The sequence below is a fragment of the Mesorhizobium sp. AR07 genome, from assembly GCF_024746815.1.
Lineage (GTDB): Bacteria > Pseudomonadota > Alphaproteobacteria > Rhizobiales > Rhizobiaceae > Mesorhizobium.
Genome location: NZ_CP080525.1, coordinates 2,684,333 through 2,705,139 on the forward strand (window position 1 = coordinate 2,684,333; position 20,807 = coordinate 2,705,139).

Here is a 20,807-nt window from a genome sequence, read left to right on the forward strand (position 1 = left end):
GCGCGCCCGACTCGATGCAAGCGTGCCGACCCGTCTTCTTCATCGTCCCGGCCGGGACCTCGTTGGCCCCAGCCGGTACGACACAGCACATACCGGCCTGGCGAGCGGCCGCCCGTCAGGCAGCCGGCCGGATGTTCTGGTTCACCCGAAAAAGGTTGGTCGGGTCGTATGTCTTCTTCAGCGTAGCGAGGCGCGCGTAGTTGTCGCCATAGGCGGCCTTGAGTCTTGCATCCCCTTCGTCATCCATCATGAAGTTCGGGTAGGCGCCACCCAGATCGAACGGATGCACCGCCTCCCAATAGGCCTTGGTCCAGCGCGTCACCGGCCCCGCCTTCTGCGGATTCGGATCGATCCCCGCGATGACCATCGACCACGTCGCATCGCGGCAATTCCAGGCTGTGTCTCCTTTGCCGACGCGATGGACGGCGCCATCGATCGGATAGAGGTGCATGAGCGATAGCTCGCTCGGCGTCTTCGCCGCCTGCTCGAGGTGGGCGTCAATCGCCGCGTCAGACAGTGTCTTGACGAAATCACCACGCCAATACCACTGCATCCCCTTTGGGTAGAGCCCGTCGAACATGCTCTGCACGGCGGGATAAGGCATCGTTCCCATCCAGTTGAACAAGGGTGCGGGGAGCGCATCGATCAGCGGAGCCAGCGCCTCTCTGCCCTTTTCCTCCAGGCCACTGTAGCAACACATCAAGAGACACATCCGCTTTCCCCAAAACTCTTCCGGGAACGGCGCGCTCGAAAGGATCGTCTTGAGCCCGAGGAATATCCCGAGTTCCTCGGGCGCACCCGGCAGGAACTCGCGATAACGCTGCATGATGGTGCGGGCGTGCTGCTGATCCCATGCGATCGGCCCCGCAAAGACCATGCTGACCGGGTGAAGCTGGAACACAAAACTGGTGACGACGCCGAAATTGCCGCCACCGCCGCGAAGCGCCCAGAACAGGTTGGGATTCCGGTCCTTGCTGGCGGTGACGAAGCTTCCGTCGGCAAGCACGACATCGGCCTCGATCAGATTGTCGATGGTCAGGCCGTATTTGCGCGTCAGATAACCGTGGCCGCCACTCAGCGTCAGTCCGGCGACACCGGTGGTCGAGATGATGCCGGCTGGCACGGCCAACCCAAAGGCATGGGTGGCGTGGTCGACATCGCCTTGGGTGCAGCCCGCGCCGACCCGTGCCGTGCGGGCATCCGTATCGACGCGCACGCCGTTCATCGCCGACAGGTCGATCACCAGACCGTCGTCGCAACTCCCTAGTCCCGGTCCGTTGTGGCCGCCGCCGCGTACCGCGACCAGCAAATTGTTCTCACGGCCGAAATTCACCGCTGTGATCACGTCGGCGACGTCGACACAGCGGGCGATCAGCAACGGTCGCTTGTCGATCATCCCGTTATAGAGCTTGCGCGCGTCGTCGTAACCGGCATCGTCGCGCTCAACCAGCGTACCCCGCAGGTTGGCTCGCAATTTGGCGTTGGACTCGTCTTTCATGGTCTCCTCCTGATCTATGGACGACTGGATTCAAGATGTCGGGCGCTTACTCCCGTTCCGCTGTCGTGCGGAACCAGGACATGCACATCGCTGGCGCTGCGCGCCTGACCAGAGGGGCACAATCTGCCTGACGGCAAAGGTTGCCGCATCGCCCGATCGATGGATATCAGGGCCGCACCTTGCCACGCCCGTCCGCGCAAGCCCCTGCAGCCTGTGATTGTCCATGACGAACCTTGGGCACCCAACCGCGCGTGCAATCGTTCTGGAAGGAGGGTAAGGTGGACGTTGGAGCTGCCACCATGCGTGAAGCAGAAGAGCTTTCGCAGGTCATCGGTGACGTTTACGACGCGTCGCTCGACCCGGCACTGTGGCAGAACGCGATCGAAAGCGTCTGCGGGTATATCGGCGCCGCTTCCGGAAGCCTGCATTCGCAAGACTCGATCAGCAGGGCCACGGATGCACTGTTCTGGTGGGGGGACCCGTCCAGCGCGCCTCACTATTTCAAGACCTATCTGGAAACGTATGGCAAGATGAACCCGATCTTTCCCGGCGTCATTTTTTTCGACGTGGAGCGATCGGTTGCTGTACCCGACGTGATTTCGTGCGAGGAATTTGTTCGGACGCGCTTCTTTCGCGAATGGCTCGCTCCGCAGAGCTTGACGGACGGCCTGTTCTCAAACCTGGAGAAGGGCGCGACAAGCTGCGCACTGTTTACCGCCATGCGCCACACGGCGCAGGGGGAAGTGGATGACCGCATGCGCCAGCGCTTTGAGCTGATCACGCCACACGTCAGGCGCTCCATGCTCATCGGCAAGGTGATCGATCTCCATCGCGTCGAGGCAGCGACGCTCGCCGACAGTCTCGACGAACTCGCTTCCGGCATGTTCATCGTGGACTCGACTGGCCGTATCATCCACGCCAATGCCAGCGCGCATCGTCTGATCGCCGAAGCCGACGTACTGCGTGCCACGAACGGGCGGATAGCGGCATTTGATCTCCAGGGCAGTCGCAAGTTGCTCGATGTGTTCATGGCAGCTCGGTCTGGGGATGTGGCTGTCGGAAAGAGTGGCATCGCCCTGCCGCTGACGGCGCGCAGTGGTGAACGCTATGTCGCGCACGTGCTGCCGTTGACCTCCGGGAAACGTCGGAAAGCGGGCGTTTCCTATTCGGCGACGGCGGCGGTGTTCATTCGCAAGGCCGCTTTGGACTTGCCGTCACCGCCGGAGGCGGTGGCCAGCCAGTTCAATCTGACGCCCGCGGAGCTCCGGGTCCTGTTCGCCATCATTGAGATTGGTGGCGTGCCCGAAGTCGCCCCGGTGCTCGGCATCTCGGACCAGACCGTCAAGAGCCATCTGCATCGGATCTACGAGAAGACCGCGACGAAACGGCAGGCGGATCTGGTGAAGCTGGTAGCGAGCTATTCGGGGAGGCCCTGAATCGGCGGGTTGAGGCGCTGCGCGATGCGTTGAGTGGCGACCAATAGCCAGCCGAGGCCTGCCCGCTCGGCCCTTTCACGGGCTAATGGCGATCAGCACCGAGCCCGATTCTACCTTTGCCGGATAGGTCGTGAGATTGATGCAAGGCGGCAATCGCTTTGCCACGCCGGTACGATAGTCGAAGGCGCCGGCGTGTTTGGGGCATTCGATCTCGTAGTCCATGACCAGCCCTTCGGCGAGATGGACGGCTTCGTGCGTGCACAGGCCGTCGGTGCAGAACACCTCGTCGTCGGGCGAGCGAAAGACCGCGTAGGTTCGGCCTTCATGATCGAAACGGCGGGCGCCTTCCTGTTCGATGTCGTCGAGGCTGCTGGCCCTGATCCAGCTGGACATTTTTCTCCTCAATTCCGGCAAGGCATCCGGGACGGCCATGACAGCCGCCTCGGAGGCCTCAGCCCTGGGACTAGTTCTTGTTGAGGTAGGCATCCATGTTCGCCGGCGTGACCAGCTCGAACGGAACGTAGACGACGCGGTCGACCTTCTCGCCCTTGGCCAGCGCCAGTGCTGCGTCGACGCCGCCACCACCTTGCGCCTTGGCGTTCTGGAACACCGTCACCGCAAGGTCGCCCGCCTTCATCGACTGCAGGCCATCCTGGGTGGCATCGACACCGCCGACGACGACGTTCTTCATGTCGATACCGTTTGCCTTGAGCGACAGGATGACGCCGATGGCGGATTCGTCGTTGTTGGCGATGACCGCGTCCGGCGCCGGCCCTGCCGTCAGCCAGTTGGTCATCAGGTTCTGCGCGTTGTCGCGCGACCATTCGGACGACTGCTTGTCGACGATCTTGATGAAGTTGCACATGTCGGTGCCGAAGATCTGCTCGACGTCCTTGGTCCGCTGCAGCGCCGCCTGATGAACCAGGCTGCCCATGACGATATAGGCCTTGGCGCCCGCCGACTTGCCCTTGGCACGCAGCAGCTTGCACACTTCAAAGGCCTCGAGGGTTCCAGACCCGGCCTCGTTCGAGCCGACATAGACCTGTTTGTCCGGCAGGTTATGCATGTCGTTGGGTTCGAGATTGACGAACACCAGCGGAATGCCGGCTTTCGCGGCTTCGTCGCTAAGCGTCCTGGACGCATTGGTATCGACCAGGGTGACGACGATGGCGTCGACGCCGCTGGCGATGAAATTCTTCACCTGGTCGAGTTGCTTGGCGACGTCGTTCTGCGCATCCTCGACCTGGATGCCGGCGCCCTTTTCCTTGGCGCGGTCCTGCATGCCGTGCATCAGCAGCGTCTGGAAATTGTTGTCGAAGTTGACGATGCTGACACCGATCTTGGCGGCAAACGCGCTGCTCGACATCGTCGCGGCGAGCGCCGTCGAAAGCAGAAGCTTCTTCATGGATTTCCTCCCTCTGGATGGAGTGCCGGCTCACTCCTTTTTTGAATGCCGGCCCTTTCGGGATGCTTGACGGATCGGCAGGCGCGGTTACTTGGCCGCGTCGGCGTTGGCGCGCGCCTTCTTCTTCTCGTAGCGGGCCTGCATGCGGGCCTCGCCTTCCTTGCTGCCGTCGTGGAAAGTGCCGAACCACTTGTCGAACGGGATGAGGCCGTCGCCGTAGTTCACCTCGAAATATTTGTGATGGAGGTAGTGGATATGGGCGTGACTATCGACGGCGGTATTGTCGCCGACCTCGATCTTGTCGAAGCCGACATGGCCCGGGATGGCGCCGAAGCCGGCAAGGTGAAGCTGATAGAGCGCCAGGATCGGATTTGACGGAATGACCAGGTGCCAGAGTGCCACGCCGAGATAGGAGAACTGCTCCACGGGATGCATCGCCAGCGATGACCAGGGCGACGGGTTCACCGAATTGTGGTGGACCGAATGCACCCATTTGTAGAGCGGCGGCCAATGGATCGCCCGGTGCAGCAGGAAGAAGTGGGTTTCGTGGATGACCGGTGCGAGGAGCGCCAGGACAAAGAGATAGACCGGGTGCTCGGCAAAGCTCAGCCACGGTACGTAGCCATTGGCGTAGGCGTAAAGGATGGCGACCTCGATCGCCGTCCAGATCGGCATGCCGGTTCCGAAAGTACGCAGCATGTTGTCGATGTTCTGGCTTTCGAAGAAGAAGGTCTTGCTCTTCTGCTCGGAGGGCCATTTGCCGTTGTATTTGAAGCGGTTGCCCTGGGCTCTCAAAATGTAGAGTCTGAGCTCGAAGGCACCGAAGAACACAAGCAGCGCGGCACAGTTGACGACGAACAGTTTTAGGATCCAACCCCAGGCGAGCGTCTTCATCGCCACGACATCGGGCAGGACGAAATGCCACCAGGCCACTGCCAAAAGCGCGAACAGCAAATTGTAGGGCAGGAAATAATGCGGCAGCCATTTCAGCAGCGCCAGCGGCCGCGGCGGAAAGACGAAGAGCGGTGCTGTGCCTGCCGGCTCGCTTGGAGCCCAGTCGCCTCGCTTGTTGCGCGTGCCGTATTTCAGGTCATCCATTTCTAATCTCACAAGGCCTGGGAGAGGGTCAGGAAGCGGTCAAAGGCGACATCGTCCATGGCCACCTGGTGCCTGGCTTCGGGATAGTTGCCCTCGGCAACGTCGCGGCCGAAGGCCCGGAAGGCGGAGATGCGCTTCTCCTGCAGTTCGGCCTCCAGCGTGACGAAATCGGCATAGCGCCTGGCATGACGCGGGTAGTGACCGGTATGGGTGCCGAGCACGTCGCTGGAAAACAGATACTGCGTGTCGCAGGCCGAGCCGCAGCCCATGCCCATGGTGATCAGCGGCGTCGAGCGGGTGATGTGCTCGGCAAGCCTGACCGGCACCACCTCGACCTCGATACAGGCAGCCCCGGCATTCTCCAGGTCTTTTGCCGCACGCAGCACCTTCAATGCCTCTTCGGCGGTCTTGCCGATCGCACGAAAATTCGTCCAGGTGGCGCGGTTCGGCACCAGGCCGACATGACCGGTGACAGGAATGCCCTCGGCTGCCATCGCCTCGATGAAGCGCGGCGAATGCGAGCAATAAACCGCGTCGGCGCCGCGCTGCATCATCGAAAAACCGAGCCGCACTGCCTCATCGGGCGAGGCGACGGCGCCATGCGGCATGCCGACCGACAGGAAGGCGAGGGGCGCAGCCTGACGGATGACTTCGAGATTGTGGTCGGGCTCGCAGGACAGGATGACGATGTCGCAGGCAACCGCCGCTGCCGCCTCGGCTGGCGTGTCGACATGCAACTGCAGCCATTTGCGGCTGCCCTTGGCGCTCCTGAGATCGTAGGCCGTCAGCCGTCTGGTCACCTGTCACCCTCCCGTTTGCGAGAGGGGATACCATCGCGGCCGGCGCAAGGCCGCTTGTTCCTTGATCAAATCAGATCAAAGATTCTCGGCGGTGAAGGTGACGAAGCGGATCGGCGGATTGTCGACCGGCAGGTCGTGCAGGCCAAGCGTCGCCAGCACCAGATCCATGGCGCGCCTCGCCTGCGCCTCCGGTGCCTGGTCGAGCACGACATCCATCGTTCCCTGGCGAAGGGCGGTGGCACTGCGCTCGGTAAGCTCGTGGCCGACGAAGAATATCTCTGCCCCATGTGGATGGCGTCTCAGCACATCGTTCAGCGCGGCGTTGGCGCCGCCGGCATTGTAGAGGCCTGCAAGGTCCGGCCACCGCCCCAGCGCCTCGACGAGTTGCCCGGCATTGCGGTCGCCTTCGTCATGGCCGAACAGCGCTGCGACCGGTTCGAAGTCGCCGGCGCCGGTGTCCATCAGATAATCGAAGAAGCCGCGCACGCGGTCGCGGTGCACGCGGTAGATCTGGCTGTGGCAGATGGCGACCACCTTCCCCGGCCGCCTTTGCATGCGCGACAGCATGAGGCCGGCCATGCGTCCGGCTGCGTAATTGTCGATGCCGACATAGGGTCCGGAGGTGGCGGAAATCTGCGTGACGATCTGCACCGTTGGGACGTTTTGCGCTTCCAGCTGCCTGAGCGCCGCTCCGACGAGCGGATGGTCCGGGACCGCCAGGATCAATGCCGCCCGGCGCATCTCGGGATCGAGGACCCGCCGCGCGATGGCGGCGGGATCCGCCTCGTCGAGAAAGGTCCGATGCACGGCGATCGTCCGATCCAGTGTGGCGGCGATGCGCTCGAAGGCACGCGACAGGCGGGCAAAGAAGGTCGCATCCGGACGAACCAGGATGACCTCGATCCTGATCACGCCGCGGTGCGCCTCCGGCAGGCGGCGCGGATAGTCGAGCGAGCGGGCGGCGGCGACAACCTTCTCGACGGTTTCGGGCCTGACCCCGCCCCTGCCGTTCAGCACGCGCTCGACCGTCGCCGTTCCGACCCCGGCACGGCGGGCGATCTCAAGGAAGGTGGGCTTCGGAATCTTGGTTCCCCGCGGTCACGACGCCGAAACCTAGAGCAATTCCAGGAAAAGTGTGTAGCGGTTTTCCCGGGAAAAGCGCGTAGCGCTTTCCCTCAGGGAATTGCGTCGAAACGAAGAGTTGGGCCAGCCGTATCCGGCCTTTGCAAGGTGGATGCCGCAAAGCTGGCAGCGGCGCGGTGATCAGATGAAATCACGGCGCGACCGCCCGCCCCGCTATCACGCGGACTTTAGGACAGCGAATGAGCGCTTGCGGATCCGCTTTGCCTGGAAGCTTGCGGCCGGAGCGGGACGGCCGACATGATAGCCTTGGACCTTGTCTATGCCGAATTCGCGCATAAGGGCCATCTGCTCGTCGGTTTCCACCCCTTCGACCAGGATTTTGTGGCCGCGATTTCGGACCAGGGTAATGATGTCTTGGAGCATTGCCTTGCCGCTCGGGGTGCCGCAGTCGTGCAGAAACGAACGGTCGATCTTCACCGTATCGAAATCGATCAGGCGAAGCCACGAAAGGCCCGCGAAGCCCGTGCCAAAGTCATCAAGCCATATCTTGATCCCGAGCAGCTTCAGGTCGCTGATGCAGCGAAGAATGTCCGAGTGCATCTCCATTTCCAGTCCTTCGGTGATCTCGAAGGCCAGTCTGTTGCCGGCGACGCCGGTCTCGCCCAAAATGGTCGCGACAGAAGTTGCAAAGCCAGGTGTCTTGAGCTGAATTGGCGAGACGTTGACACTGACGACGCGGACGTGATCGTCCACTAGGAGCTCCGCGCACACTGTCCTTATTGCCCAGCGCCCGAGTTCCAGGATCGCTCCAGTTCGTTCCGCGACGGGAATGAACAGGCTCGGCGGAACCGATGTGCCGTCCAGCATTTTGAGGCGCATCAGAGCCTCCACGGCTTCAACTCGGTCCGACGCGACATCCTGGATAGGTTGATAGACGAGTGAAACGAGATTCTGGCCGATCGCGATCTTCAGCAAAGCCGCGATGTTCTCACTCTCGTCGCTGCTCTGGGGATCGGTCGGATCGAACAGCCGAGCGCAATTTCGACCACCGGCTTTTGCCAGATAGAGCGCGCGATCGGCCTCGTGGATGATCTTCTCCAGCTTGGCACCAGTCTGCGTCCTGGTGAATGCAGCGCCAACGCTCACGGTCACAATCGAGACACCGTCTCGCCGCAGCTCGTGGATAAGCGCCAGGTTCTCCACCGTACCGCAAATCGCTTCCGCGATTTCCATGATCTGCTCTTTTTTCTCCATGCGGGCCAGGACAATGAACTCTTCACCGCCGTAGCGCCCAATCGAGCCACCATATTGCTTGATCAGATCGCTGAGGGCATTGGCGACATGGATCAGGCAACGGTCGCCTTCTTGATGGCCGTAGCAGTCATTGAATTTCTTGAAGAAGTCCACGTCGATGAGGATCGCCCCAAAACTGGTGCCAACCCTTTGCCAGTCGCTCCAGTAATCCCGCAGTTTCTCGTCGATCGCCCGCCGATTCTCCAGGCCTGTAAGCGGATCGGTCCGCGACAGTCGCAGCAGGGCCTTGCCGCGTTCGGTCGCCTCGTTGTGCTGAATTTTGGCTTCCAGTGCGTTCAGGAAGACGTTGTAGCGCTCTTCGTTTAGTTTCCAGTTTACGTAGGAGGTAAACGTGAAACACGAAAGGTAAAACGTGCCCATTGCGATCTGATAGGAACCGGTCGCTGGAAACAAATAAAGAGCAACGAAGAAGGCCACCAGGACTATGCCGGACGACACAATCGAAAGGAGAAACTGGAACCGGAAGAACAGGTTGGCACCCATCATGAAGATGGAACCAAAAATCATGAAATAGGAGAAATTCTGGGCATATTCCGTCGTGATTGCCGGAATCAGCCAGCCTACATAGCCCGAGACCAGGGCCCCCGCGCAGGCAAGCTCAATCGACTCCGTCCTGAAATTCATGCGAGACTGTATTTCGACGATGGCAAGCGCCGTCACGCTGACCGCGAAGCGCGCGGCGATCGTGTAAGCCGCAACGTCCGGAATCAGCAGTATGTCGATGACGGAGAATTGCAGATAGACCGCGACCGCGAGCCAAAGCCCTTGCCGCGCAGCCTTTCTGCGGGCATGCTCACCTTCCTGTCGGTAGAGCTTACGCACTCCCGATGGGGTCTCTTGCCGTTGCTGAAGGACGTCGTCCTCAACCACATCGGCCAACGTTTGGGTCATGTACCGATCCTAGTTTCGCCCGGCCAAACAGGAATTCACCGCCCAGTCCTCAATCGAAGGCCCCAATTTCCGCATCGCGGCCGCGCCAAGCCTCCCAAGATCAGCACCATAGTGTATCGCGCTTACGGAATGTTTCGCACGATACATACAATTTTCCTAAATTATGATTGACTGTTTAATGACGACCGTTGCCCGACTTTCACACCGGAAGTCACGGCCTAATGACGGCTGTGAGCTTCGACAAACAACATCCTCGTCGACCCACCGCTAAGCAGGCACCGAATTCCGAATCCCAAAGGGGTCACACTTTCCGGACTTTGCCGTAAACGATGTTTCGGTTCGATCCATAGAAGACTTCAGCTTCGACATGGTTCATGTCGACCGCGCCTTTGATGATGTCCCACATATCGTCAGCCGAACGCAGGATCAACGGCCAATCCATGAAGGTTTCCATATAACCGTCCGTCGTGATCTCATCGCTGAAATTGGCAAAAAGGAATTCGCCACCAGGCTTGACCATTTCCATGGCGCGCTGAAACAGGCGGATGCCAATGGCCGCCGGCAGGTAATCGTAGAGACCCGACGCATAGACGAGATCAAACGTGCCGAGTTTGTAGGCGCGGCGAAGAATGCCGCGCACGGAGCCATCCACCGCCTCGACCGCGGTACCGGCCAGATCGCGATTGACGATGGCTACGCTGATCGGGTCCTGGTCCAGTCCGATCCAGCGCTTCAATTTGCCCCCGGCGAGCGCCTCGGAGAGTTCCGCTTCGCGAAGATGGCCGCAGGCAATCGCAAGCACTTCGGCATTCTCGACCCGGCGGGCCGTTTCGTCCACCGTTCTGGCGAGGATGTCGCGACGCTCGCGTCCAGCCGCGGAACTCGCTGCCTCGCTGGTGTAGGCGTAAATCTCCCGGCCAAGCGGGGTCGAAGAAGCCACCTCCTGGTCTGCGCTGGGGTGCTTATAGTAAATGTCCAGCAGGCTTGCGTCGCCCGAATACCCTCGCGGCTTTTCGAACGACCAGCGCGTGAACGGATCCTGCATCAGATACTCTGCAACGCGGTGCTGCTGGGCCAAGGGAATGAGTTGCTGCCAGATCGCGGTAGCGGAATGCCTGCGAAGCTCGTGGAGCCGGCCCGCCAAACGGTCGACTGTCAATCCAGCCGGCCCCCCCCTCCCGAACGCCTGATAAGCAAGATCAAGCACAAGTGCGAGTTCCGCGGATCGCTCTTTCAGTTCGCCCGCATCGACAATATCGGGCGATGCCCCGCGATGCCTCTCGACCAGTTTCGACGTTATCAGGCTGTGCTCGTCGAGCTTCGCGTCCACGTTTCGCGCCATGCAGCATCCCCTTTTTTGGTCCACCGGCACCGACTACAGACACCTAAATGATACCAAACATTTTAATTAAGGTTTAACTAATTGGCCTCGATCCGGCATTCGAAATGCCCTGAAATGACATGAGGCCGAAATTTCAGGTGCAATACTCCCCATAGCCTTTGGCTTGCACCCCCGGCCGCCTTCCGCTATAGAGCCGCCACCCGCGTAGACACCCTTGGAGGCAACGCGGCGGAAGGCCGCCTCACCCGGCGGCTTTCGACGTTTACGGCCAAGCACGTTGCCGGCCGCGAACGCTCCAGAACAAACCGAAAGGAAATGCCATGAGCCACGACACTTACGAGCTCAAGGCCGAAGCACGCGAACAGGTCGGTAAGGGGTCCGCCCGTGCAGTTCGCCGCAACGGTAAAGTGCCTGCAGTAATTTATGGTGACAAGCAGCCTCCCCTGGCTATCTCGCTCACCTACAAGGACATCTTCTACAAGATCCATGGCGGCGGGTTTCTGACCACGATCGCCACGATCGATGTCGACGGCAAGAAGATCCAGGTCCTGCCGAAGGACTTCCAGCTCGACCCGGTCAAGGATTTCCCTGTCCATGTCGACTTCCTGCGCATCGGCAAGGACACCCAGGTCAATGTCGACGTGCCTGTCCACTTCATCAACGAGGACAAGTCGCCCGGCATCAAGCGCGGCGGCGTGCTCAACATCGTGCGTCACGAAGTCGAGTTCCACTGCCCGGCAAATGCGATCCCGGAATTCATCACCGTCGATCTCACCGGCGCCGACATCGGCGATTCGATTCACATCTCGGCGGTCAAGCTGCCGGCCGGTGTGAAGCCTGTCATCTCCGATCGCGACTTCACCATCGCGACCGTTGCCGGCTCGTCGGCGATGAAGCCGGAGACGGAAGTCACGGCTGAAGTGGCGACCCCTGAAGCGGCGCCTGTCGCCGAAGAGAAGTAAACTCTTTCACGCCCGGAGCAGGCGATGCTGCTGTTTGCAGGTCTCGGCAATCCGGGCGCGAAATACGCTGGTAACAGGCACAATGTCGGTTTCATGGCGGCGGACGCAATCGCCCGCCGCCATTCCTTTTCGCCCTGGTCGAAGAAGTTCCAGGGCCTGATTTCCGAAGGCACGCTTGGCGGCGAAAAGATCGTCCTGATCAAGCCGCAGACCTTCATGAACCTGTCCGGCCAGTCGGTCGGCGAAGCGCTGCGCTTCTACAAGCTCGAGCTTTCCGCGCTCACCGTCTTCTACGACGAGATCGACCTTGCCGAGGGCAAGCTGCGCATCAAGACCGGCGGCGGCGCCGGCGGCCATAACGGCATCCGCTCGATCGACGGCCATGTCGGCAACGCCTATCGCCGCGTGCGCATCGGCGTCGGCCATCCCGGCGTCAAGGAAATGGTCCAGCATCATGTGCTGGGCGATTTCGACAAGGCCGACCGCGAATGGCTCGAACCGCTGCTCGACGCGATCGCCGACAACGCCGCCATGATCGTCAAGGGCGACGACTCCGGCTTCATGAACAAGGCCAGCCTCGCCGTCCAGGGCAAGTCCGGCGCGGAGCCGGAAAAGCCGGCGCCGAAGCAGCCGGCGCCAAAGCAGCAAAGTCACGTCCGCCAGGCGCGCCCGCAGCAGCCGGCGGTCAAGCTGCCCGAAAGCGGCCCGATGGCCGCGATGCTGAAGAAACTCTTCGGCAACAAGGACTGAACGCAGGAACGTGCGGCGTTACAGGGCTTGACGTTGATCATCCCTATCGCCCATAGCCCTGATCAAATTTCGATTTCCCGATAGGACCGGACACAATGGGTTTCAAATGCGGCATCGTTGGCTTGCCCAACGTCGGCAAGTCGACGCTCTTCAACGCGTTGACCAGGACGGCGGCGGCGCAGGCCGCCAACTATCCGTTCTGCACCATCGAACCGAACACCGGCGAGGTGGCGGTGCCCGATCCGCGCCTGCAGAAGATCGCGGCGATCGCCAAGTCGAAGGAGATCATTCCGACCCGCATCTCCTTCGTCGACATTGCCGGCCTGGTGCGCGGCGCCTCGAAGGGCGAAGGGCTGGGCAACCAGTTCCTCGCCAACATCCGCGAGGTCGACGCCATCGTGCATGTGCTGCGCTGCTTCGAGGATGACGACATTACCCATGTCGAGGGCCGCATCGATCCCGTCGCCGACGCCGAGACCGTCGAGACCGAACTGATGCTCGCCGACCTCGACAGCCTGGAGCGCCGCATCGTGCAGATCCGCAAGCGCGCCGGTAGCAAGGACAAGGAAGCGACGGCAGTGCTGCCGCTGATGGAGGCCGCGCTCGAGCTGCTGCAAGCCGGCAAGCCGACCCGCATCCTGCTCAAGGGCATTTCGGCGGAAGACCTGCGCATCCTGCAGGGATTGAACCTTCTGACCTCGCACCCCGTGCTCTATGTCTGCAACGTCGCCGAGGCCGACGCCGCCACCGGCAACGAGCACACCAGGGCCGTGGAAAAGATGGCGACCGCGCAAGGCGCCAGCACCGTGGTGATCTCGGCGGCAATCGAAGCCGAGGTCGCCCAGCTCTCGGACGAGGAGGAGATGGAGTTCCTGTCCTCGCTCGGCCTCGACGAACCCGGCCTCAACAAGGTCATCCGCGCCGGCTACGAGCTGTTGCAGCTGATCACCTATTTCACCGCCGGGCCGAAGGAGACGCGGGCCTGGACCGTGCACAAGGGCGCCAAGGCGCCGCAGGCGGCCGGTGTCATCCACACCGACTTCGAGCGCGGCTTCATCCGCGCCCAGACCATCGCCTACAACGACTTCATCACGCTGGGCGGCGAAGTGGCGGCCAAGGAGGCCGGCAAGGCCCGCGACGAAGGCAAGGAGTATGTCGTCCAGGACGGCGACGTCCTGCTGTTCAAGTTCAACACTTGATCTGCCCGACGGCGAGACGATTGTGCCGCTCCCCATCAAGGAGTTGTACTAAGGCTCGATGTCTCGACGGATGTGCGATCCATCGAGAATAGGCCGCCTCTCAAGTTGAGGCAGCCTATTCGGAAGCCTCCAGCTGAAAGCTGAAAATCCATTCGCCGTAATGCCGACAGAATAGCGCCTTTGGCCGGGCGATGCGCTCTATTCGTCGTCCCTGTCGTCAGCATCATCGTCGTCGCAGCAATCATCCCGGCATTCGTCGCAACCGCATTTGTGGTGCTCGTGGCCTTCGCGCTTGCAGCCGCATTCCTCCCAGATCGTGTAGGCCATCACGTCCAGTGTCTTGACCGGCATTGCTGGATCGTCGCTGGTGATGATCAGCTCACAGGCGCGCGGGCACTTCTCGTTAGCCTTGTAGCAGACGGTCAGCGCCAGGCACGAACCCGCATGCAGCGTCGCCGGGAACGGGTTGTGGACCAGCTTCCAGTGATGGCTCTTGCGTTTGAAGGCGACGCTCGACACGTGCAGGGCGCATTCGCCGACATTGCAGATCGAGATCACCCGCTCCGTCCGGCAGCATGCCTTGACACCGCCGAAGCACAGCGAACCGGTGACGGCGAGCTTGCCGCTCGGCGCTTCGCCCTTGACCACGATGTCGTGCGGGCTGCCTGGATCGGTGCTGGTGACGGTGATCGTCGCCCCCTTCGCGCCAAAACTCTTCGGCGCGAAACGGATCGGCAGCGGCAGCGAGGCGCCGGCCCCGATCAGCAGCGGATAGAACAGCGCCTCCGGAACCAGGAAGTCCGGCGAGGACGATGTCGCTCCGGTCACAGTCAACCCGCAATGACTGCCATTGTTGAGGATAAGCGGTTCGTCGCGGAACGACCCGACGCAGACCTTGCCGAAACTGCCGGTGTCGGCGATCAGGAGGTTGAGCTTTGGCCCTTGCGCCAGACCCGATACGTGGACCTTGTGCGGCCCGGCCGGATCATTGCTGAACACGGTGATGATCGCCGCCTTGAGGCCGAGGCTGGTCGGCTCGAACCGGATCGGCAGGTCGATGGCATCGCCGACGCCGAGCTTGACCGGATAGGACAGCACGCTCGGCGTTACGAAGTCTGGCGACGACGAGACGATGTTGGTGATCGACAGCATTGCCGTGCCGCCATTGTCGATAGTCAGTTCCTCGTCGGTGAACGAGCCGACGCATACATGGCCGAAATTGCCCTTGTCGGCGATGCCGGTGACCACCCTACCGGTTCCGGGCGCGACCTTGAAGAAGAACGGGTCAATGGACACCGCCACCGGGGTAACGTTGTCCGTGGCGAGCAAAGTCTTGGTTGTGAAATTGGCGTTGCGCTGGAACTTGACGCCGTTGGGGAAGTTGGCGTTGTCCGGCGTGTTGTTGGCGCTGAAGATGCCGTAGAACGAGCGTCCGACCGCCATCATGTAGAGATAGTCGCCGATATAGGGCTGGAAGCTCGCTGCCGGCGAACTGGCCGGCGTGGTGGCCAGCATGTAGGTGCTGATCGATCCGAAATCGTTGGTCGTCAGTTCCAGCATCGTTTCCCAACGCTGGCTGGGTGCAAGGCCGGTGACCTGCTGGTAGACGAAGCCGAGCCGGCCGGCCTCGTTGATGGCCAGGGCCGGATTGGTCGCATTGGCGATGCTGCGCAGGTTGCCCGACCAGGTTGCCCCGGAATCGGTCGACTTGCGCACGTAGAGCGTATAGGTGCCGCCCGTCTGGTCGCCCCAGCAGGCGTAGACGACTGCGCTGTTGTTGGGGTCGACTGCTATCGAAAGGTCGCCGCCGATACGTTGCTGGCCGATGTTGAGGCCCAGGAACGGGTTGTTGACGCCCGTGGCGATGCGCAGGCCCTGCTTGAGGTCGCCGGGATCGGTCAGCGCGGTGTACGGCGTGGCGCTGCTTGCCCAGTTGTCATCGCGCACGATCACCACGTCGAAGGACGCGAAGCCGGGCAGCACGGCATAGAACAGCGCGTAGACGGTGCCGTTCGGGTGGACGGCCGGCCGCGTCTGGAAGCCGTCGCGAGCGACGGTGCGGCCTTCTATGACGAAGGTGCTGGTAGCGGGCGCGGCGATTGCCGCGTCGAGTGACTGATCGACCGTTGCCGGTATGTTGGCCGGCGCGTGGTCGTTGCTGCCGACATAGACGCGGTCCTTGCCGGCGCCGGGACCTGAAGGAACAGTCGCCGCCTGTACGAAGGGCTGGTCGTCGTTTTTGCGCGTCGCCATTCTGAACATCGTCGTGGCGCCGGAAAAATCGTTGGTCCGCAAGATGTCGAAATTGATCGACGAGATGCCGCCGCCGCCCCACAGCACGCCGGCGTAGAGATTGCCGCTCGTCGTCGCGAAGCGCAGCGTCTGGTCGCGCACCGGCGTGCCGGCAATCAGGTCTTTCAGGCTCCAGGTGGAGCCGCCGTCGTTGGAAAAGAAGATCGGGGAATTCTTGCTGCCGGCATTGGGGCTCGGCGTGAAGGCGGTTCCGGCGATCTCCAGCGGATTGGCGGGATTGACCGCCAGATTGGGTTCGCTGTCCTGGTTGGTCTCCCCGCTCGACAGGTTGGGGATCATGTTGACGATTGTGAGGACGTCCGACATCTCAGCGACCTCCCTCTTGATCGATCAGGCGGCGCACGTCGGCCTCGCGGTCCGCGGGCAGGAAATCCAGCGGATCGATCGCCTTGTGGATGGGCCTGGGCAGGTCGCGCGGATGGTCGTCCTCGTCCTCTTGCCCAGCCAGGTGGAGCAGGAAGATGCCACGCTTGCCCTCATGCAGCTTCGGCGATTTGTACCAGGCGATGTCATGGCTGTTGGCAAAGAGGACTTCGACATCTCCCTTCGGTTTCTTCCCTTTGAGAACGGTTCGCACGGCGACGCGCGCTATGCCCCATTCCGGATCGTGCTCGGAGCGTGGCGGAGACGGACGCTCCAGCACCCTGGAAGCCGTGACCTCGCCGGTCACGATCAATTCGGCATGACGCACGCGCTCGGCCAGCGGCCGCTCGACAGCGGCGCGCAGCGTCTCGGCAATCTCCTCGCGCGCTTCCGATGTGGCGCGGCGATGACCAAGTTCGCGAACGATGAGATCATCCCCCAGCGACACCACGTCGGTGAAGAACACGAATTCCTCGCCGCCTTCGAAAGTCGCCCTGTGTTCGGTGATGACGAGAGCGTCGCGGCCGCGCAGGCCGCGCAACTCGGCGGTGCTGTGCATCACCTCGTCGATATGGATACTGATTGTGTTTTCCGCCGTGGAGCCGCGTTCGGCACCGCCTTCTTCACGGATTGAACGATCTTTGTCCGGCACTGCCTTGCCCCGGAATATGAAACCGGCTTCCTCCGGGCGTCGTTCGTCCGTGCTCATGGCGCACTCCTCCCAACGGACGAGACGTCCGCGATGAAACGATCCTAAATTTGCAGTCCGGAAACTAGTTTCGTGCTGAAACGTTTACTGCCCGGCTTCGCCGGAACAAATGCACAAGCACAATGCCGATGACGAGGCCAAGCCCCGCTTCAATGAAATCAATCAGGAAATAGATCCAGCTGAGCTGAATCTCGCCGCTCAATATGGTGGCGAAAGCGCCTGCCGCCAAGACTGCAAGAATGGCAAGCACGGAGCGTATCCGGCCAACCGAGGTGCACCAGACCAGCGCTCCCAATGCAGCTCCGAGAATTACCGGTACGATTTCATCCATCGGTCAAATCCTCCAGGTTTGCCGGCTCTATTTCGAGACGACAATCTTCGATGGGAAAAACAGGATCAAAATATCGTACAAGCGCCACAGTGTACTCTTTGATATATGCGGTGTCACTAATGTTTTTAAAATTTGTTATTTCTATCTTTCTGTTACCGACGGTCGCGCAATTTTATTTCAACTTGAGGAAAATTGACGGAAATTCGGCAGACGCAAGCTGTGCATTACTTTAGGAATCACTTGAAAAGCAATGACTTGCGCACTTTTGCCTTCGCTGTCGGCTATCGCCGTTGCCGCGCTCCATCCACCTGCCTGGCGTGCGGCGTATACGCGGGTCGCCAACTCCGTGACATCGAACCGAACTTTGGCGAGGCGACGATGCCCGACCAGATCTCGGCCAAGGATCGGCGGCCATGGCAGCGACCGATCGCCTTCGTGCCCATTGGACCGCCGTCTCAGACCGCTTGACTGCCCCTGGTGCCCAGTCTAAGGGCGTTCGCACTCGACCTGCAACGACCACGAACGTCCCCAAGGGAGACCCGGCGATGATCAAGGCCTTCGTCGTGGACAATGACCGCCTGCGCTCCGTCGACGATCTCCTGGCAAACAGCGACAATGTCGTCTGGGCCGACCTGCTCAACCCGACAAAGGACGAGGAAGCGACCATCGAGAGCTGGCTCGGCGTTGCCATTCCGACGCGCGAGGAGATGGAGGAGATCGAGATTTCGAGCCGCCTCTATGTCGAGGACGGCGCCTACTTCATGACCGCCACTCTGCCCGCCCAGACCGAGGTCGACGATCCCCTGATGTCGCCGGTCACCTTCGTGCTGGCCGGCACCAGGCTGATCACCGTGCGCTACCACGAACCGAAGGCGTTCAAGACCTTTCCGCAGCGCGCCGAAAAGGTGGCGACCGGCTGCACCAGCGGCGACACCATCCTGATCGGCCTGCTGGAGGCGATCGTCGACCGCCTCGCCGATATTCTGGAGCGCGCCGGCCGCGACATCGAGGCAATCTCGCGCGATATCTTCCAGGCGCGCTCGACCAAGGTTTCCAAGCGCAACCGCGACTTCCAGGAGCTCCTGAAAGCCATCGGCCGCAAGGAGGACATCGCCTCCTCGATCCGAGACAGCCTGATCTCGCTGCAGCGCCTCGCCGGTTTCTTCGCCCATGCCTCGACCCGGACCAAGATGAGCAAGGACACCAAGGCGCGCATCAAGACGCTGTCGCGCGACGTGCTGTCACTCGCCGACCACGCCACCTTCCTGTCGCAGAAGATCAGCTTCCTGCTCGACGCCACGCTCGGCATGATCTCGATCGAGCAGAACGCCATCATCAAGATCTTCTCGGTCGCCGCCGTGATCTTCCTGCCACCGACATTGGTCGCTTCGATCTACGGCATGAATTTCGACATCATCCCCGAGCTCAAATGGCAGTGGGGTTATCCCTTCGCCGTCGGCTTGATGATCCTGTCGGCGATCCTGCCCTTCTGGTATTTCCGCCGCCGCGGCTGGCTCTGACATCAGGGCCAGAGGCCAAGTGGCGGCGGTCTGGTGCTATAGAAATCTCTTGACCAAATGCGCTGCGGCCTGCATCCGGAAATCCCCGATCCAGAGGGTCGCAGGTTTTCCGAACCGGATTTCAGACCATGACTGCAAAAACAAAAACCTGGGCCTATGAGGATTTTGTAGAGGGCGCATCGCTCGACCTCGGCAGCAAGCTGGTGAGTGCCGCCGAAATCATCGAATTCGCCACGGAGTTCGACCCGCAGCCGATGCATCTCGACGAGGAAGCCGGTAGGGCCAGTATCCTCGGGGGGCTGGCGGCATCGGGCTGGCACACCTGCGCCATGTTCATGCGCATGCTGTGCGATGCGTTCCTGCTGGACTCCACCTGCCAGGGCGCGCCCGGTGTCGATCAGGTCAAATGGAAGAAACCGGTTCTGGCCGGCGACACACTTACCGGCAGCGTCGCCGTTGTTGCCAAACGCCTTTCCAGATCGAAGCCGCAACTCGGCTTCGTGACCATGCGCAGCGAGCTGTTAAACCAGCGCGGCGAAAGCGTCTTCGAGCTTGAGAACTCCGTCATGTTCCTCACGCGTGACGCCGCCGGGAGCCCAGCATGACATTGGACGAATTCTTCCGCATCGGCACCACCGTCACGCTCGGCTCGCACACATTCGAGCCCGAGGCGATCAAGGCGTTCGCCAGGAAATACGACCCGCAGGTCTTCCATGTTGACGAGGAGGCGGCGAGAAAAAGCGTACTCGGCGGGCTCTGCGCGTCCGGCTGGCACACCGCCGCCACCTGGATGAAACTCAATCTGGAAAGCCGGATGGACGCCGAGGTCGCTGCGTGGAGCGGTCCCGGTCCGCTGCCCGAATTCGGCCCCTCGCCCGGTTTCAAGAACCTGAAATGGCCAAAGCCGGTCTATGCCGGCGAGACCGTCACCTTCACGCGCACAGCACTATCCCACCGCCCGATTGCGTCGCGCCCCGGCTGGCGGCTGCTGGCGCTGCGTTCCGAAGCCTTCGATTCGACCGGCGACAAGGTGCTGGAATTCGAAAGCGCCGTGCTGGTCAAGGTGGAGTAATTTCTGCCTTCTCCCCGTTTACGGGGAGAAGGTGCCCAAAGGGCGGATGAGGGGCGGCGCCAGCGTTGGTGGTTCGCGTTGCCACCCGGCCCTTCGCTATCGCTCCGGGCGTTCCAAACCTTTGAAAGGTCCAGTGGACCTTTCAATTTGCCTTCGGCAAACCGGTCTCAACCCCCCTCGAACCCAATCAGCGTCCGCACCGGCACGCCAAGTTCCTCAAGCTTCTTGCGGCCGCCGAGGTTCGGCAGGTCGATGACGAAGCAGGCGGCAAGGATGTCGGCGCCGATCTGGCGCAAGAGCTTGACCGCCGCTTCCGCGGTGCCGCCGGTGGCGATCAGATCGTCGACCAGGATCACCTTCTCGCCCGGCGAGACGCCGTCCTTGTGCATCTCCATCTCGTCCAGCCCGTATTCCAGGCTGTAGGCGACGCGCACGGTCTCGAAAGGCAGCTTGCCCTTCTTGCGGATCGGCACGAAGCCGGCCGAGAGCTGGTGAGCAACGGCGCCGCCAAGGATGAAGCCGCGCGCTTCGATGCCGGCGATCTTGTCGATCTTCTGGCCGGCATAGGGATGCACCAGCTCGTCGATGGCGCGGCGGAAGGCGCGTGCATTGCCGAGCAGCGTGGTGATGTCGCGAAACAGGATGCCGGGCTTGGGATAATCCGGAATGGTGCGGATCGCGGCAAGCAGAGTGTCTTCGAGGGAAGATTTCATGATTCGAG

19 protein-coding genes are annotated in these 20,807 nt (G+C 61.5%); 7 read left to right on the forward strand and 12 right to left on the reverse strand.

The features are described 5' to 3' along the window. Positions 1 to 115 precede the first annotated feature (115 nt). Positions 116 to 1,498 carry an FAD-binding oxidoreductase gene (locus BPNPMPFG_RS13795; protein ID WP_258595962.1) on the reverse strand — a complete coding sequence of 461 codons (1,383 nt, stop codon included), beginning with the start codon at positions 1,496 to 1,498 and terminating at the stop codon, positions 116 to 118. A 299-nt stretch (positions 1,499 to 1,797) separates the two neighbouring features. Here BPNPMPFG_RS13795 and BPNPMPFG_RS13800 point away from each other — a divergent pair, with 299 nt between their 5' ends. After that, the gene (locus BPNPMPFG_RS13800; protein WP_258595963.1) at positions 1,798 to 2,934 is read left to right on the forward strand and encodes a helix-turn-helix transcriptional regulator; all 1,137 of its coding nucleotides are present in this window, start codon (positions 1,798 to 1,800) and stop codon (positions 2,932 to 2,934) included. Between the two features lie 75 nt (positions 2,935 to 3,009). Here BPNPMPFG_RS13800 and BPNPMPFG_RS13805 read toward each other — a convergent pair whose 3' ends face one another. The 7 genes from BPNPMPFG_RS13805 to BPNPMPFG_RS13835 all read right to left on the reverse strand — a co-directional run bounded on the left by BPNPMPFG_RS13805 (position 3,010) and on the right by BPNPMPFG_RS13835 (position 10,867). Beyond that, positions 3,010 to 3,327, reverse strand: coding sequence for a MocE family 2Fe-2S type ferredoxin (locus BPNPMPFG_RS13805; RefSeq protein WP_258595964.1), 318 nt, complete (start codon positions 3,325 to 3,327; stop codon positions 3,010 to 3,012). Between the two features lie 70 nt (positions 3,328 to 3,397). Continuing rightward, entirely contained in the window at positions 3,398 to 4,339 is a 942-nt protein-coding gene (locus BPNPMPFG_RS13810; protein ID WP_258595965.1) for a substrate-binding domain-containing protein, read from the reverse strand. 87 nt (positions 4,340 to 4,426) lie between these two features. Beyond that, complete coding sequence (locus BPNPMPFG_RS13815) at positions 4,427 to 5,437, reverse strand: sterol desaturase family protein (protein WP_258595966.1); 1,011 nt, start codon at positions 5,435 to 5,437, stop codon at positions 4,427 to 4,429. An 8-nt stretch (positions 5,438 to 5,445) separates the two neighbouring features. After that, the gene (locus BPNPMPFG_RS13820; RefSeq protein WP_258595967.1) at positions 5,446 to 6,237 is read right to left on the reverse strand and encodes a 3-methyl-2-oxobutanoate hydroxymethyltransferase; all 792 of its coding nucleotides are present in this window, start codon (positions 6,235 to 6,237) and stop codon (positions 5,446 to 5,448) included. A gap of 75 nt (positions 6,238 to 6,312) precedes the next feature. Next, positions 6,313 to 7,320: a LacI family DNA-binding transcriptional regulator gene (locus BPNPMPFG_RS13825; RefSeq protein ID WP_258596741.1), complete on the reverse strand. Its 1,008-nt coding sequence runs from the start codon at positions 7,318 to 7,320 to the stop codon at positions 6,313 to 6,315. 216 nt (positions 7,321 to 7,536) lie between these two features. Beyond that, positions 7,537 to 9,525, reverse strand: a complete 1,989-nt coding sequence (locus tag BPNPMPFG_RS13830; RefSeq protein ID WP_258595968.1) for a putative bifunctional diguanylate cyclase/phosphodiesterase — start codon at positions 9,523 to 9,525, stop codon at positions 7,537 to 7,539. A gap of 301 nt (positions 9,526 to 9,826) precedes the next feature. Continuing rightward, positions 9,827 to 10,867, reverse strand: a complete 1,041-nt coding sequence (locus BPNPMPFG_RS13835; protein WP_413776850.1) for a class I SAM-dependent methyltransferase — start codon at positions 10,865 to 10,867, stop codon at positions 9,827 to 9,829. 320 nt (positions 10,868 to 11,187) lie between these two features. Between BPNPMPFG_RS13835 and BPNPMPFG_RS13840 the strand changes: the two genes are divergently transcribed. The 3 genes from BPNPMPFG_RS13840 (at position 11,188) to ychF (ending at position 13,778) form a co-directional block, all read left to right on the forward strand. Further along, a complete protein-coding gene (locus tag BPNPMPFG_RS13840) occupies positions 11,188 to 11,829 on the forward strand; it encodes a 50S ribosomal protein L25/general stress protein Ctc (protein WP_258595971.1) in 642 nt (213 codons plus the stop codon). 24 nt (positions 11,830 to 11,853) lie between these two features. Next, on the forward strand, positions 11,854 to 12,579 hold the full coding sequence (gene pth / locus BPNPMPFG_RS13845; protein WP_258595972.1) for an aminoacyl-tRNA hydrolase: 726 nt from the start codon (positions 11,854 to 11,856) through the stop codon (positions 12,577 to 12,579). 95 nt (positions 12,580 to 12,674) lie between these two features. Beyond that, positions 12,675 to 13,778 carry a redox-regulated ATPase YchF gene (ychF, locus tag BPNPMPFG_RS13850; RefSeq protein ID WP_258595973.1) on the forward strand — a complete coding sequence of 368 codons (1,104 nt, stop codon included), beginning with the start codon at positions 12,675 to 12,677 and terminating at the stop codon, positions 13,776 to 13,778. A 198-nt stretch (positions 13,779 to 13,976) separates the two neighbouring features. On the opposite strand, the gene BPNPMPFG_RS13855 is transcribed toward ychF, so the two are convergent. The 3 genes from BPNPMPFG_RS13855 to BPNPMPFG_RS13865 form a co-directional block, all read right to left on the reverse strand. After that, positions 13,977 to 16,397, reverse strand: a complete 2,421-nt coding sequence (locus BPNPMPFG_RS13855; protein ID WP_258595974.1) for a choice-of-anchor D domain-containing protein — start codon at positions 16,395 to 16,397, stop codon at positions 13,977 to 13,979. A gap of 1 nt (position 16,398) precedes the next feature. After that, on the reverse strand, positions 16,399 to 17,163 hold the full coding sequence (locus BPNPMPFG_RS13860; protein WP_258595975.1) for a hypothetical protein: 765 nt from the start codon (positions 17,161 to 17,163) through the stop codon (positions 16,399 to 16,401). Positions 17,164 to 17,227: 64 nt separating this feature from the next. Beyond that, positions 17,228 to 17,494, reverse strand: a complete 267-nt coding sequence (locus BPNPMPFG_RS13865; protein WP_258595976.1) for a hypothetical protein — start codon at positions 17,492 to 17,494, stop codon at positions 17,228 to 17,230. A gap of 545 nt (positions 17,495 to 18,039) precedes the next feature. On the opposite strand from BPNPMPFG_RS13865, the gene corA reads away from it, so the two are divergent. The 3 genes from corA to BPNPMPFG_RS13880 all read left to right on the forward strand — a co-directional run bounded on the left by corA (position 18,040) and on the right by BPNPMPFG_RS13880 (position 20,086). Further along, on the forward strand, positions 18,040 to 19,014 hold the full coding sequence (gene corA, locus BPNPMPFG_RS13870; protein ID WP_258595977.1) for a magnesium/cobalt transporter CorA: 975 nt from the start codon (positions 18,040 to 18,042) through the stop codon (positions 19,012 to 19,014). A 128-nt stretch (positions 19,015 to 19,142) separates the two neighbouring features. After that, complete coding sequence (locus tag BPNPMPFG_RS13875; protein WP_258595978.1) at positions 19,143 to 19,619, forward strand: MaoC family dehydratase; 477 nt, start codon at positions 19,143 to 19,145, stop codon at positions 19,617 to 19,619. Beyond that, the gene (locus tag BPNPMPFG_RS13880) at positions 19,616 to 20,086 is read left to right on the forward strand and encodes a MaoC family dehydratase (RefSeq protein WP_258595979.1); all 471 of its coding nucleotides are present in this window, start codon (positions 19,616 to 19,618) and stop codon (positions 20,084 to 20,086) included. The genes BPNPMPFG_RS13875 and BPNPMPFG_RS13880 overlap by 4 nt, the downstream gene beginning before the upstream one ends. Positions 20,087 to 20,253: 167 nt before the next feature. Here the strand turns inward: BPNPMPFG_RS13880 and BPNPMPFG_RS13885 are convergent, their stop codons facing one another. Next, complete coding sequence (locus BPNPMPFG_RS13885; RefSeq protein WP_258595981.1) at positions 20,254 to 20,799, reverse strand: adenine phosphoribosyltransferase; 546 nt, start codon at positions 20,797 to 20,799, stop codon at positions 20,254 to 20,256. Positions 20,800 to 20,807 lie beyond the last annotated feature (8 nt).

Bases quoted from the DNA above. Each gene is read 5' to 3' on its own strand.
- BPNPMPFG_RS13795 (WP_258595962.1), bottom strand. From the start codon at position 1,498: ATGAAAGACGAGTCCAACGCCAAATTGCGAGCCAACCTGCGGGGTACG.
- BPNPMPFG_RS13800 (WP_258595963.1), top strand. From the start codon at position 1,798: ATGCGTGAAGCAGAAGAGCTTTCGCAGGTCATCGGTGACGTTTACGAC.
- BPNPMPFG_RS13805 (WP_258595964.1), bottom strand. From the start codon at position 3,327: ATGTCCAGCTGGATCAGGGCCAGCAGCCTCGACGACATCGAACAGGAA.
- BPNPMPFG_RS13810 (WP_258595965.1), bottom strand. From the start codon at position 4,339: ATGAAGAAGCTTCTGCTTTCGACGGCGCTCGCCGCGACGATGTCGAGC.
- BPNPMPFG_RS13815 (WP_258595966.1), bottom strand. From the start codon at position 5,437: ATGGATGACCTGAAATACGGCACGCGCAACAAGCGAGGCGACTGGGCT.
- BPNPMPFG_RS13830 (WP_258595968.1), bottom strand. From the start codon at position 9,525: ATGACCCAAACGTTGGCCGATGTGGTTGAGGACGACGTCCTTCAGCAA.
- BPNPMPFG_RS13835 (WP_413776850.1), bottom strand. From the start codon at position 10,867: ATGGCGCGAAACGTGGACGCGAAGCTCGACGAGCACAGCCTGATAACG.
- BPNPMPFG_RS13840 (WP_258595971.1), top strand. From the start codon at position 11,188: ATGAGCCACGACACTTACGAGCTCAAGGCCGAAGCACGCGAACAGGTC.
- pth (WP_258595972.1), top strand. From the start codon at position 11,854: ATGCTGCTGTTTGCAGGTCTCGGCAATCCGGGCGCGAAATACGCTGGT.
- ychF (WP_258595973.1), top strand. From the start codon at position 12,675: ATGGGTTTCAAATGCGGCATCGTTGGCTTGCCCAACGTCGGCAAGTCG.
- BPNPMPFG_RS13855 (WP_258595974.1), bottom strand. From the start codon at position 16,397: ATGTCGGACGTCCTCACAATCGTCAACATGATCCCCAACCTGTCGAGC.
- BPNPMPFG_RS13860 (WP_258595975.1), bottom strand. From the start codon at position 17,163: ATGAGCACGGACGAACGACGCCCGGAGGAAGCCGGTTTCATATTCCGG.
- BPNPMPFG_RS13865 (WP_258595976.1), bottom strand. From the start codon at position 17,494: ATGGATGAAATCGTACCGGTAATTCTCGGAGCTGCATTGGGAGCGCTG.
- corA (WP_258595977.1), top strand. From the start codon at position 18,040: ATGATCAAGGCCTTCGTCGTGGACAATGACCGCCTGCGCTCCGTCGAC.
- BPNPMPFG_RS13875 (WP_258595978.1), top strand. From the start codon at position 19,143: ATGACTGCAAAAACAAAAACCTGGGCCTATGAGGATTTTGTAGAGGGC.
- BPNPMPFG_RS13880 (WP_258595979.1), top strand. From the start codon at position 19,616: ATGACATTGGACGAATTCTTCCGCATCGGCACCACCGTCACGCTCGGC.
- BPNPMPFG_RS13885 (WP_258595981.1), bottom strand. From the start codon at position 20,799: ATGAAATCTTCCCTCGAAGACACTCTGCTTGCCGCGATCCGCACCATT.